Source organism: Blautia sp. OF09-25XD, assembly GCF_003482095.1.
Classification (GTDB): Bacteria; Bacillota; Clostridia; order Lachnospirales; family Lachnospiraceae; genus Fusicatenibacter; species Fusicatenibacter saccharivorans.
Genome location: NZ_QUMG01000001.1, coordinates 175208 through 187543, shown reverse-complemented (window position 1 = coordinate 187543; position 12336 = coordinate 175208). Strand labels below are relative to the sequence as shown.

At 49.8% G+C, this 12336-nt stretch carries 13 protein-coding genes and 2 pseudogenes; 1 reads left to right on the top strand and 14 read right to left on the bottom strand.

Translation table 11 applies throughout. The features are described 5' to 3' along the window. Together der and DXA93_RS00915 are read right to left on the bottom strand one after the other, a co-directional pair. The gene (gene der / locus DXA93_RS00920; RefSeq protein WP_117760365.1) at window positions 1-1329 is read right to left on the bottom strand and encodes a ribosome biogenesis GTPase Der; all 1329 of its coding nucleotides are present in this window, start codon (window positions 1327-1329) and stop codon (window positions 1-3) included. Then, window positions 1283-2677 carry a DUF512 domain-containing protein gene (locus DXA93_RS00915; RefSeq protein WP_119198479.1) on the bottom strand — a complete coding sequence of 465 codons (1395 nt, stop codon included), beginning with the start codon at window positions 2675-2677 and terminating at the stop codon, window positions 1283-1285. Before DXA93_RS00915 ends, der begins: the two co-directional genes overlap by 47 nt. 223 nt (window positions 2678-2900) lie before the next feature. On the opposite strand from DXA93_RS00915, the gene DXA93_RS00910 reads away from it, so the two are divergent. Then, window positions 2901-4064 carry a ribose-phosphate pyrophosphokinase gene (locus tag DXA93_RS00910; protein ID WP_022461516.1) on the top strand — a complete coding sequence of 388 codons (1164 nt, stop codon included), beginning with the start codon at window positions 2901-2903 and terminating at the stop codon, window positions 4062-4064. 85 nt (window positions 4065-4149) lie between these two features. Here DXA93_RS00910 and pgeF read toward each other — a convergent pair whose 3' ends face one another. The 12 genes and pseudogenes from pgeF to ylxM form a co-directional block, all read right to left on the bottom strand. Further along, window positions 4150-5004, bottom strand: a complete 855-nt coding sequence (gene pgeF, locus DXA93_RS00905) for a peptidoglycan editing factor PgeF (protein ID WP_226906311.1) — start codon at window positions 5002-5004, stop codon at window positions 4150-4152. 13 nt (window positions 5005-5017) lie between these two features. Continuing rightward, window positions 5018-5380 (bottom strand): YraN family protein, encoded by a 363-nt coding sequence (locus DXA93_RS00900; RefSeq protein WP_022461514.1) that lies wholly within the window; start codon window positions 5378-5380, stop codon window positions 5018-5020. A gap of 34 nt (window positions 5381-5414) precedes the next feature. Then, window positions 5415-6181: pseudogene (locus DXA93_RS00895) on the bottom strand (ribonuclease HII). 36 nt (window positions 6182-6217) lie between these two features. Further along, a complete protein-coding gene (ylqF, locus tag DXA93_RS00890; protein ID WP_055226467.1) occupies window positions 6218-7060 on the bottom strand; it encodes a ribosome biogenesis GTPase YlqF in 843 nt (280 codons plus the stop codon). Window positions 7061-7084: 24 nt separating this feature from the next. Beyond that, on the bottom strand, window positions 7085-7645 hold the full coding sequence (gene lepB, locus DXA93_RS00885) for a signal peptidase I (protein WP_226906862.1): 561 nt from the start codon (window positions 7643-7645) through the stop codon (window positions 7085-7087). 81 nt (window positions 7646-7726) lie between these two features. Next, window positions 7727-8074 carry a 50S ribosomal protein L19 gene (gene rplS / locus DXA93_RS00880; RefSeq protein WP_022461510.1) on the bottom strand — a complete coding sequence of 116 codons (348 nt, stop codon included), beginning with the start codon at window positions 8072-8074 and terminating at the stop codon, window positions 7727-7729. 88 nt (window positions 8075-8162) lie between these two features. Then, the gene (gene trmD, locus DXA93_RS00875) at window positions 8163-9287 is read right to left on the bottom strand and encodes a tRNA (guanosine(37)-N1)-methyltransferase TrmD (RefSeq protein ID WP_117760368.1); all 1125 of its coding nucleotides are present in this window, start codon (window positions 9285-9287) and stop codon (window positions 8163-8165) included. 18 nt (window positions 9288-9305) lie between these two features. Next, window positions 9306-9813 (bottom strand): annotated as a pseudogene (gene rimM, locus DXA93_RS00870) (ribosome maturation factor RimM). Between the two features lie 176 nt (window positions 9814-9989). Next, entirely contained in the window at window positions 9990-10220 is a 231-nt protein-coding gene (locus tag DXA93_RS00865) for a KH domain-containing protein (RefSeq protein WP_022461507.1), read from the bottom strand. A 21-nt stretch (window positions 10221-10241) separates the two neighbouring features. After that, window positions 10242-10487, bottom strand: a complete 246-nt coding sequence (gene rpsP, locus DXA93_RS00860; protein ID WP_022461506.1) for a 30S ribosomal protein S16 — start codon at window positions 10485-10487, stop codon at window positions 10242-10244. Between the two features lie 54 nt (window positions 10488-10541). Further along, window positions 10542-11891: a signal recognition particle protein gene (ffh, locus tag DXA93_RS00855; RefSeq protein WP_118600598.1), complete on the bottom strand. Its 1350-nt coding sequence runs from the start codon at window positions 11889-11891 to the stop codon at window positions 10542-10544. A 2-nt stretch (window positions 11892-11893) separates the two neighbouring features. Next, entirely contained in the window at window positions 11894-12238 is a 345-nt protein-coding gene (ylxM, locus tag DXA93_RS00850; RefSeq protein WP_330377042.1) for a YlxM family DNA-binding protein, read from the bottom strand. Window positions 12239-12336: the final 98 nt, after the last annotated feature.

The window sequence follows — 12336 nt, the reverse complement described above, 5'->3', positions numbered from 1 at the left end:
TTACTGCTCCTTCTCTTTTCGTTCTCTGATGATGAATTTCAGCGGTGTGCCGCGGAAGCCGAACGACTCTCTGATTTTATTCTCCAGATATCGAACATAGGAGAAATGCATCAGTTCTTTGTCGTTGACGAAAATAACAAATGTCGGCGGTTTGACCGAAACCTGTGTCATGTAGTAGATTTTCAGTCGTTTTCCACGGTCTGACGGCGGCTGCTGCATTGCCATTGCCTCGGTCAGAATCTCGTTCAGGACACCGGTCTGTACGCGCAGGTTCTGGTACTGCAGAACCATGTCGATCGTCTCGAACAGCTTCGGAAGACGCTGTCCTGTCTTCGCAGAGATGAAAAGAAGCTCTGCATACGGCATGTAAGCCAATGTATTTCTTACTTTTTCGGTAAAGCGGTAGATCGTCTTGTCATCTTTTTCCAAGGCATCCCATTTATTTACCGCAATGATCATACCTTTTCCACGCTCATGGGCGATACCGGCAATTTTGGCATCCTGCTCGGTGACACCCTCGGTTGCATTGATCAGAAGAACGACGACATCTGCGCGCTCTACGGCAGATACTGTACGGATGATGCTGTACCGCTCCAGCTCCTCTTTGATCTTGTTTTTCTTTCGAAGACCTGCGGTATCGATGAAAATATATTCATTTCCATTGTGCATGATCGTGGTATCGATCGCATCGCGCGTCGTTCCGGCGATATCGGATACGATGACACGGTTCGAGCCCAGCAGTTTGTTGACCAGGGAGGATTTTCCGACGTTCGGTTTTCCGACAATGGCGATGCGCGGAATCTCGCTCTCCTCCTCGTTTTCCATCTCCGGATCAAAGTATCCTGTCACCTCATCGAGCATATCGCCGATGCCGAGCTTTCCGGATGCGGAAATGGCGTGCGGCTCTCCGATGCCGAGGTTATAGAATTCATAAACATCCATCATCTGACGGTCGAAGTTGTCGACTTTGTTGACCACCAGCACAACCGGCTTGCGGCTTCTTCTGAGCATATCAGCTACTTTTGCATCGGCATCTACAAGGCCCTGACGGACGTCAGTGATGAAGATGATGACATTTGCGGTATCAATGGCGATCTGCGCCTGGTCTCTCATCTGGGAGAGAATGATATCTTTGGATTCCGGCTCAATACCGCCGGTGTCTACCAGCGTAAATTTGTGGTTCAGCCACTCCACGTCGGCATAAATACGGTCACGGGTTACACCCGGTGTGTCTTTTACAATCGAAATATTGTCTCCGGCTAATACATTAAACAGGGTGGATTTACCCACGTTCGGCCGGCCCACAATTGCTACAATCGGCTTGCTCATACATTGTTCTCCTTCTGTGTATCGTCTCCTGGTTTTCCTCCACAACGGCTTTCACCAGGTCGCTGCCCGGCTCATCGATAATCTGTACCGGTGTTTTCAGGCGCTCTTCCACCTCTTCCACCGTCACATCGTCGAGAAAGACGTTTTTTCCCGAACGGAGCATGTTGCACGGAAGCAGCAGGCAGTCGCCAAGATCTCTTCCCTCTAACTGCTCCATCAGATCCTTTCCGGTAATCAGACCGGATACGGTAATGGATTCTCCAAAGAAATAGTTGATAATCGTGATAACCTCCGCCTGTACATTCGGATATTTTTCACGAATTTTCTGCATGTGTTTTTCCAACGACGGCGCCGCAGCTTTTCCGGTCGCAATCGTTACATGGCGGTGACGGTCGTCCCCTTCTCGTTTCGAAAGTTCTTCCGCAACCTCGTCCTCCAGAAGCCGGAGCATTCCCACTCCGTTTTCCAGCTGGATATAGCCATCGTAATTTTCCTCCTCCGGGATCGGCTCTCCCGCCAGCAGATACCATTCATCACCAGCATGGATAAAGTGAAGTCCCCACTGTTCATACAGCTTTTTCTGCCATTTGTGAATCGTGGCAAGAACTTCTTTTGCATCCTCCCTGGTAAACGGTTCCAGAGGCGCCAGTCCGTCGCGGTATTTCGAAAGTCCGACCGGGACAACCGAAACACTTTTCAGATGCGGCAGATATTTTGACAGATCCGAAATACTGCGCTCCAGCTCTGCGCCGTCGTTGTATCCCTTGCAGAGCACAATCTGTCCATTCATCTCGATTCCCGCCTCGTAAAGGCGCTGGACCTTCGGAAAGATATTGCCCGCAAAACGGTTGTGCAGCATTTTGCAGCGGAGCTCCGGGTTCGTTGTCTGGAACGAAATATTGATCGGTGCCAGATGGTAGCGGATAATCCGGTCGATATCGTGGTCGCTCATGTTGGTCAGTGTAATATAGTTTCCCTGCAGGAAGGACAGACGCGAATCGTCATCCTTAAAATACAAGGTGGGACGCATTCCCGGCGGCATCTGATCGATGAAGCAGAAAATGCAGTTGTTGCTGCAGGAACGGTACTGATCCATGAACTCGTTCTCGAATGTGATGCCGATTTCCTCGTCATACTCTTTTTCGATTTCCAGGTCCCATTCCTCGCCGTCCTTTTTCCGGATCGTGAGTTCCAGATACGTGTCGTTGGTCTGGAAGTGGTAATCGAAGACGTCCTCGATGATTTCCCCGTTCACGCGGAGCAGTTCATCTCCCGGTTCGAGTTCCAGTTCTTCGGCAATACTGCCCGGTTCTATTGTCTTAATAATGTGTTTCGTCTTGTTTTTCACAGATCTTACGTTTTGGCCTTTCCATTTACTTCTTTATAACTTCTCTTTGCCCAGTAAAAAGCGTGCTTTTTTTGCATACCTTCCGGACATTCATCCATTATAATAACAACAACCTGCACAAAAAGCAAGGATTCTTTCGTTTTTTGCTTGACGCGCCCTTTCCCAAGATGATATAAATAGGAAGTAAATGGTTTGTAAAAAATGTCGATTACTGGAGGTTTGTATGGCTAATTTAGATTTACTTGAAAATTCCATTCCGGTTGCTCCGTTAAAGCTCGCAGCTCTGCCGGGCAGTATGGAAATGGCAAAAAAAGTCGATTCGTATCTGGTTCAGTTCCGTAAAGAGCTCGCCGAGCGCCGCAACGGGGTTTCCTTTTCCGGATATTCCGAGGATTCTTTTCTGATTGACTGCGAGTGCCCGCGTTTCGGTTCCGGCGAAGCAAAAGGAAAGATCAACGAATCCGTCCGCGGTGCCGATCTTTACATCCTGGTTGATGTCTGCAACTACAGCATCACTTACAAGGTCTGCGGCTACGAGAACCACATGTCACCGGATGACCATTATCAGGATCTGAAACGTATCATCGCTGCTGCAACAGGAAAAGCACACCGGATCAACGTAATCATGCCTTTCATTTATGAAGGAAGACAGCATAAGCGCACCAAACGTGAGTCTCTCGACTGCGCACTTGCTCTGCAGGAGCTGATGAACATGGGTGTTTCCAACTTTATCACCTTCGACGCACACGATCCTCGTGTCATGAACGCAATTCCGCTCGGCGGCTTTGACAACTTCATGCCAACCTACCAGTTTTTAAAAGCCCTTCTTCGTTCCGTTCCAGATCTGACGATCGACAACGATCATCTGATGATCATCAGCCCGGACGAGGGAGCGATGGCGCGTGCCGTATACTTCTCCAACGTGCTCGGCGTCGATATGGGTATGTTCTATAAGAGAAGAGATTACTCCACCATCGTAAACGGAAAGAACCCGATCGTGGCACATGAGTTTCTCGGCGATTCCGTAGCAGGAAAAGATGTTGTCATCATCGACGATATGATCTCCTCCGGTGAGAGTATGCTCGACGTTGCAAAACAGGTCAAAGAGCGCGGCGCTGACCACGTCTTTGTCTGCACCACCTTCGGCCTCTTCACCGATGGTCTGGAGAAATTCGATGCTTACTATGAGAAAGGCTATATCAGCAAAGTCATCACCACCGACCTGACCTACCGTACACCGGAACTCGTTTCCCGTCCTTGGTATGAGCCGGCTGAGATGAGCAAATATATGGCAAGCATCATCGATACGCTTAACCACGACGTATCCGTTGCAAAAGTACAGTCTACGACAGAGAAAATCAATAAGCTGCTGGCAAAACACAGATAATCGATTTTGTGTCCGCCGGATGCATACAGCAAAAAAACGGATCTGTTTTTTCCAGGTCCGTTTTTTGATGCTTTCTATTCTGTTTTCAGACCAGGGAAAGGAATGCCGCGAGGTTTCCTCTTTTTCCCTTCGATGCACGGTGGGAATACAGGAAATCCGGGTTGCAGCAGGTGCAGAGGTTCGGCAGATGAATCTGCTTCTCCGGCACTCCTGCCGCAAGAAGGATCTGATGATTCGCCTCCCAAAGATTTAACTGGTATTTTCCATCTGGTTTTCCGCAGAACAGTTTCTCATGCAGTGTTTCCGGGAATGCTGCCCGGAACTCTTCGATCACGTCACCGCTCACCTCGTAGCATTCCTGGCAGATCGACGGGCCGACGGCTGCGATCACATCTTTTGCTTCTGTTCCAAACCGTTCGTGCATCGCATCGAGCGTTGCCTGTCCCATCTTGTGGACCGTTCCACGCCAGCCGGAATGTGAAAGTCCAATTGCACGGTGCACCGGGTCGACAAAGTAGAGCGGCACGCAGTCCGCATAGAATGTCGCAAGTACGACGCCCGGCTCGTCAGTGATCATACCGTCAATATCATGAAAATCGCGGTCTCTTGTCACGCCGCTGCCGCAGTCTGCTTTCGTCACATAACGGACCTTCGTTGTGTGTGCCTGATCGGAGGTAACAATGTTTTCCACTTCAAACCCCGCCGCCTCACAGAATCTTCTGTAATTCTCCCGCACATTCGCCGGATCGTCGCCGCGCGAAAAGCTGAGATTCATGCTGGAAAGATGTTCCTTACTCACCCCGCCGATCCGTGTGGAAAATGCATGGCGGATGCCCTCAATTTTCTCAATCGCCGGCCAGGTCAGATAGACCACGCCGTTTTCCGCCTCGTTGACATGCATCGTTTTTTTATCGTTTTGTTTCCATTGAATTGGTATCATAAAAACTCCTTTCCTACCAGCCGCTCCCCTGATAATAAAACGCGTTCGCATAGACGCGGATCTCCTCCGGTGTCTCTGCCACGACGTCGAAGCGGCAGGGCACATCCATCGGGATCTGGTGGAGCATGCGGTAGTAATCTGCTGTTTTTGAAATTTTCTTCTGTTTCTTTCCATCCACGGCGCTTGTCGGGTCTCCGGCTGTCCGGCCGGTGCGGTATTTTACTTCGATAAAAATGTATGTGTCGTCCTGTTTTGCGATCAGGTCGATCTCACCGAAGCGGCACCGGAAATTCCGCACCAGGATGTGATATCCCAGGCTTTCCAGATATTCTGCCGCACGGCTCTCCTGTCTCGTTCCTACTTCCCGCTGATTCAAATGCGATACCCTCTCCTTTTTTGATGCGGTGCCTTTACACGAAATGGCCGATAAACGACTGCCGGTGGATCGGTGACGGGCCGATTTCTTTTAAAGCAGCGATATGCTCTGCCGAACCGTAGCCCTTGTTCGATGCAAAACCGTAGCCCGGAAGCACCTTGTCGTACTCTTCCATCAGGCGGTCCCTTGTCACCTTCGCAACAATACTTGCCGCCGCAATCGAAACACTCTTGGCATCTCCCTTGATGATCGGCACCTGGCGGATGTCCACCTGCGGGATTTTCACCGCATCGTTTAAGAGCACATCCGGCTTCACGGAAAGCTTGCTGATCGCCTCCCGCATCGCCTCGTACGTTGCCTGTAAAATATTGATCTCGTCGATCCGCGCCGGGGAGGCATAGCCGATGCCGACGGCCACTGCCTCGCGCATGATCACATCGTACAGCTCGTCGCGTTTTTTGGCCGTCAGCTGCTTGGAATCGTTCAGATACAGGATTTTACTGTCGCGCGGCAGAATGACCGCACCTGCGACCACAGGGCCCGCCAGAGGGCCTCTTCCGACCTCGTCGATGCCGCAGATCCAGCCAAGATCCTCATATTTGTGCTCGTAGATCTTCATCTGTTCCGTGCGCTCGCGCTCTTTTTTTAAGGCCTCTTCCTGTTTCTGGTATTTTTGAATCAGATTTTGTACGCCGGCACGGGAATCCTCTTCATATTCCAGATAAAGGGCGGGCAGCTCCGTCTCCGAGCTGCCGCAAAAATTTCCCGTATGGCGGATATCGATTGTTTTTTCTCTGTCATCGTTGTTCTCCGCATTTTTTATTTTGATAAATCCATTTATTCCGGTTTTTCCAGCGTGATTCTGCCGAGCTTTCCGCTCCGGAAATCATCCATCAGAAGCCGTGCTGCTTTTTCGTAATCGAGCTCATTTCCCTTTTTCAGGCAGCCGCGCACACGCGCAATCTCACCCAGGATTTCCACACGATCCGTCATGCCTTCAAAGCCAAAGCGTTTCTCCAGCGTTCCCGGATACTCTGCCGTCAGATAATCGATGACGGACAGCGCCAGCTCCTCCACGTTCAGGATCTCATCGTTGATGGAACCGATCATCGCAAGATGCAGTCCCACCTGCTGGTCCTCAAACTTCGGCCACAGGATACCAGGTGTGTCCAGAAGCTCCAGCTGTTTGCTCAGACGGATCCATTGTTTTCCCTTCGTGACGCCCGGTTTGTTTCCGGTTTTCGCACAGGCTCTGCCCGCATACGCATTGATAAATGTCGATTTTCCGACGTTCGGAATACCGACAACCATCGCGCGGACCGGACGGTTCAGGATGCCGCGTTTGCGGTCGCGCTCGATTTTCTCTTTGCAGGCCTCCTGTACGGCGCTGTTAATCGCTTTCATGCCGGCTCCGGAACGGGAATTGACCTTCACAACAGAATATCCCTTTCCCTTGAAATATTCCATCCAGGCATCGTTTCCGCGCTCATCGGCAAGGTCCGATTTGTTCAGCAGGATCAGCCGTGCTTTGTTCTTTCCAAGTTCATCTATATCCGGGTTGCGGCTCGCTGCAGGAACTCTCGCATCGACCAGCTCAATCATCAGGTCGATGAGCTTTAAGTCTTCCTGCATCTGTCTGCGGGCCTTCGTCATATGACCCGGGTACCACTGATAATTCATGTTTCTTCTCCTTCTATGCTGCGTTTACACGAAACCGATTTTCTTCCACGGCGAAATCGTAAACCAGAGCTTTCCGACAATGCGGTCCGAATCCACGAGTCCCATGCCGTTGTGGCGGCTGTCCTCGCTGTTGTTCCGGTTGTCGCCGAGCACAAAGTACTGTCCCTTCCCGACCGTGATCGGCTCGGAGGCAAGTCCCGCGTTTGTGATGGCCGGAAATTCATCTTTTTCATTATAGACTTCCCCGTTGATGAGGATCTGTCCGTCTTTGATCTGTACCGTCTCGCCCGGCAACGCAATCACACGCTTGATGTGGATGCTCGCCTTCTTGTCCTCACTCGTCCGGAACGCGATGATATCCCCGCGTTTCGGAGAACTTAAGCGGTACCAGGCGGAGTCCATCAGCACACGCTCCCCCGGCACGAGAGTCGGCTCCATCGAGCCCTCCTGCACCACGACACTTCTGCAGAAAAACCAGGAAAATGCCGCCGCAAGAAGAATCACTGCGATGATTTCCAGATTCCATACAAACATGGAACGGATCTTTTTCTTGTAGAAATATTCTTTTACATATCTGGTATTCATACCCATAGTGTAATTCTCCGTAAGACAAAACCGGAGAAACACAATTGCTCATGTTCCTCCGGCCATCCTTTTAACGACTTATTATTTTACCAGCTCTTTCACTTTCGCTGCTTTACCAACACGGTCTCTTAAGTAGTTCAGTTTCGCACGTCTTACTTTACCACGTCTGATAACTTCTACTTTTTCAACGTTCGGAGAGTGTACCGGCCATGTTTTCTCAACGCCTACGCCGTTAGAGCTCTTACGAACAGTGAAGGTCTCTTTGCTTCCGCCGCCCTGTCTTTTCAGGACAACGCCTTCGAATACCTGGATACGCTCGCGGTTACCCTCTTTGATTTTACCGTAAACTTTAACGGTATCACCAACGCGGAACTCCGGTGCTTCTGCTTTTAACTGTGCATCTTCGATTTTCTTAATAATGTCGTTCATTTCTTTATCTCCTTTTTTTACCCTGGATGTTCTTAATGCCTTTTTGCAACAGCGGACCATCTCTTTACTCACAACAAGATATATTATACTATAATGCATCCGCAGATGCAAGTATTTTTTTCACTTTCCATTCGCCGCTGTACAGCAGACTGCGAAGCGCGAAAGAAAACCGCTGCAGGCCGTCCGCGGACGGTATGCCGGTAAGCCGTGCGACCAGACGGAAACCGTTTTTTTCCAGCTGCTCTTCGAGTTTTTCTTCCTCTTCTGAGAATCCGTCCGGGCACAAAAACACCAGCGGTGTTTCTTTTCCGGCAAAGCTGCGGATATACTCGCTCTTTGCTTTCATACCCTCCTCAAGCGTTCCCGGAAGCTGCAGAATCAGCAGATCATGGTCATCAAACAGATTTTTCTGTTTCCGGATCTTCTTTCGTCCGAGATCAAGGCTTACACCATAGCGTGTCATGCCTGCCAAAAGATCGTGCGCCCAGGCAGACGATTCCTCTTTTTCATTGCATGCGCAGGAAATCTGGAATGCATTTTCCAGAAGGTCCGGCCGCCGCTCGGCTGTCCGCACCAGGGATGCCTCATGACGCCACGCTTCGATCTTTTTGTGGTCACCGGAAAGAAGCACCTCCGGAACTTTTTTCTCGTGCCATGTCTCCGGTCTTGTGTAATGCGGATACTCAAGCAGATTGTCCTGCAGCGACTCAAACTGCGAAGATTCCTCGTTGCTTAAGACACCCGGCACAAACCGCGATACCGCATCCACCAGCACCATTGCACCGAGTTCTCCGCCTGTTAAAACATAATCCCCGATCGAGATATAGTCCGTTACCACTTCCTGCAGTACGCGGTCATCGATGCCCTCATAGTGGCCACAGAGCAGCACAAGATCGTCCTCAAGCGCCAGCTCTTCCACCATCGTCTGGTTCAGTACTTTTCCCTGCGGTGTCAGATAGACCGTGCGCGGCTTTTTCCCGATCTTTTCGGCTACCGACTGGTAGGCGCGGAACACCGGCTCCGCCTCCATGACCATGCCCGCACCGCCGCCGTACGGGTAATCGTCCACGCGGTTGAATTTATTTGCTGAAAAATCCCGGATATTCGTCGTCTCGAGGGAAATATAGCCGTTGTTGATGGCTCTTCCGAGGATGCTGGTGTGCAGCCCCTGCTCGATCATCTCCGGAAACAGCGTCAGAATATGATATTTCATCGTTCTTTACTCTCTTTATCAGTCAATCAGGCCCGGAAGAAGGTGAATCGTCATCTTCTGTTCATCCAGGTCCACATCCAGAATGCAGTCATGGATCGCCGGAATCAGAACCTCTCCGTGCTCTTTCGAATCTACAATATAGACGTCGTTCGCACCGGTCTCCATCACATCGCGGAGCGTGCCGAACAGTTCGCCGTCCTCGGTGTACATCTGCATTCCCTGCAGGTCTGCGATATAGTATTCGTCCTCTTCCAGCGGAATGGCATCCTCTCTCGTCACATAGAGGCTGCAGCCTTTATACCGTTCGATATCGTTGATGTTGTCAATTCCTTTGAATTTTACAATGGCAAGCTGTTTGAAAAAACGCACGCCAGTTACATGGAGTTCTTTTTTTTTCTTTTCCTGTATCGAGAAAAACGCGGTCCAGAGAAAGAAAACGCTCCGGATCTGTCGTCGGGTATACCTTTACCTCACCGCGTACGCCGTGGGTTGTGGTAATTACGCCAATCTGCAAATATTCTTCCATTCAAAAACCCTTTCCAACCAGTTCTACTGTGTATTGCGACTTGAGAAACACGCTTTGCGAGTTTCTCAAGTTATCGCGGCAGTCGCCAAGGTCCCGTGCAAGCACGGACTTTGTCTCGTTGCCCGCGTAAAGAAAGGAACCGGCAACAACTGTCGGTTCCTTTTCCTATCTTTTACTTACTGTAAAATTTCTACGACAACTTTTCTGTCGCTCTTTGAGGAAGCTGCTTTTACAACCGTACGGATTGCTTTCGCAATGCGTCCCTGACGTCCGATGACTTTTCCCATATCTGACGGATCTACTTTGAGTTCCAGCAGAAGGTCATCACCGCTGACGGTTTCTGTCACAACTACCTCAGATGGATGATCAACCAGAGATTTTGCAATTACTTCGATAAGTTCTTTCATTACAAGATACCCCCGTATGAATTATTTCTCGATACCAGCCTGTTTTAAGAGTTTGGCAACGATTTCGGTCGGCTGTGCGCCGTTAGCCAGCCATTTTTTAGCAGCCTCCTCGTTGAAGCTGATTGCGCTCGGCTCGCGGTTCGGATCGTAAGTTCCGATCTCCTCGATGAAACGTCCGTCTCTTGGGGATCTGGAATCTGCTACAACGATTCTATAAAAAGGAGCTTTCTTCTGTCCCATTCTTCTTAATCTCATTTTTACTGCCATTTTTCTTTACCTCCATTGTAAATTCATGTATTTATTTATATTTTTTCTTTTATGCTAAAAGGGAAGTTTGAATCCTCCTCTTTTACCACCCTTACCGACCATTCCGGTCATCTGTTTCATCATTTTTCTTGACTGTTCAAACTGTTTGATGAAACGGTTTACCTCCGCGATGTCAACACCGGCGCCTTTTGCAATTCTCTGCTTTCTCGACGGATTGATGAGATCCGGGTTTTCTCTTTCCTTTGGCGTCATAGAAAGTACAATAGCTTCCTTTCTTGCCATGTCTTTTTCATCCACCATGCTCTCAAGATCCTGGCCCTTCATTTTCGCGCCGACGCCCGGAAGCATATTCAGGATGCTGGAGATGCCGCCCATATTGCGCATCTGCTCCATGGAATCCAGATAATCGTTGAAGTCGAACTGCGCCTTCTTCATCTTCTGTTCCATGGCTTTTGCTTTTTCTTCGTCGATGTTTGCCTGCGCTTTTTCAATCAGGCTCATCACATCGCCCATGCCGAGGATACGGGACGCCATACGGTCCGGATAAAACTGCTCCAGATCCGAAAGCTTTTCGCCCATGCCGACATAGAGAATTGGTTTGCCGGAAACTGCACGGATTGAAAGTGCCGCACCGCCTCTGGTGTCACCATCTAATTTTGTAAGTACTACACCGTCGATGCCGACTTTATTGCTGAACATCTCGGCCACATTGACTGCGTCCTGTCCGGTCATAGCATCTACTACCAAAAGGGCCTGATCCACAGGAACAGCCGCTTTGATATCCTGTAATTCCTGCATCATCTCTTCGTCGATGTGCAGACGGCCTGCCGTATCCAGAATCAATACGTTAAAGCCGTTTGTCTTTGCATGCACCAGCGCTGCCTTTGCGATATCCACCGGACGGTTTTTATCTCCCATAGCGAACACTTCCACACCCTGCTTTTCTCCGTTGACCTGCAGCTGTTTGATCGCTGCCGGGCGATAGACGTCACAGGCGGCAAGGAGAGGTTTTCTTCCCTTGGCTTTTAACTTTCCTGCAATTTTTGCGGTTGTGGTTGTTTTACCGGCTCCCTGAAGACCTGCCATCATAATAATGGTAACTTCACTCGCCGGGCGCAGTGCGATTTCCGTTGTCTCGGAACCCATCAGCTTGACCAGCTCGTCATTTACGATTTTAATGACCATCTGACCCGGATTCAGTCCGTTCATGACGTCCTGTCCGACTGCCTGCTCCTGTACGGATTTGATAAACTGTTTTACTACTTTGAAGCTGACATCCGCCTCGAGAAGTGCCATTTTTACTTCCTTCAGCGCAGTCTTTACATCCGCCTCGGTCAGGCGGCCCTTGCTTCTGAGATTTTTGAAAACATTCTGGAGTTTCTCGGTTAAACTTTCAAATGCCATGCTCAAAGCTCCTCTAATATATCCGATGCAATTGCTGCAATCCGCTGCATCACATCTTCTTTCGGGGTATCACCGGATGGGTCTGTCAGCTTTCGGATCTCGTTTACATTCTCCCGGATCTGCACAAAGCGTTGTACCAGATGAAGCTTTTCTTCATACTCTTCCAGTGTCTTGTTGCAGCGTCTGACCAGATCGTGAACTCCCTGGCGGGAAATGCCCCGCGCTGCCGCAACCTCGCTCAGGGAAAAATCGTTGAGCACCACGTCCTCATATACCTGACGCTGATGTTCAGTCAGAAGTTCGCCGTAAAAATCATACAGTAATGTCTGTTCCAATATTTTTTCCATTGCGATCACCTTGGTTATCATACACGAAAAGGCGCAGGGTGTCAAGTATTTTTTCTTGACAGTTTTAAAATTTTTCTGATCCGTTTCAAAAGCCGCAG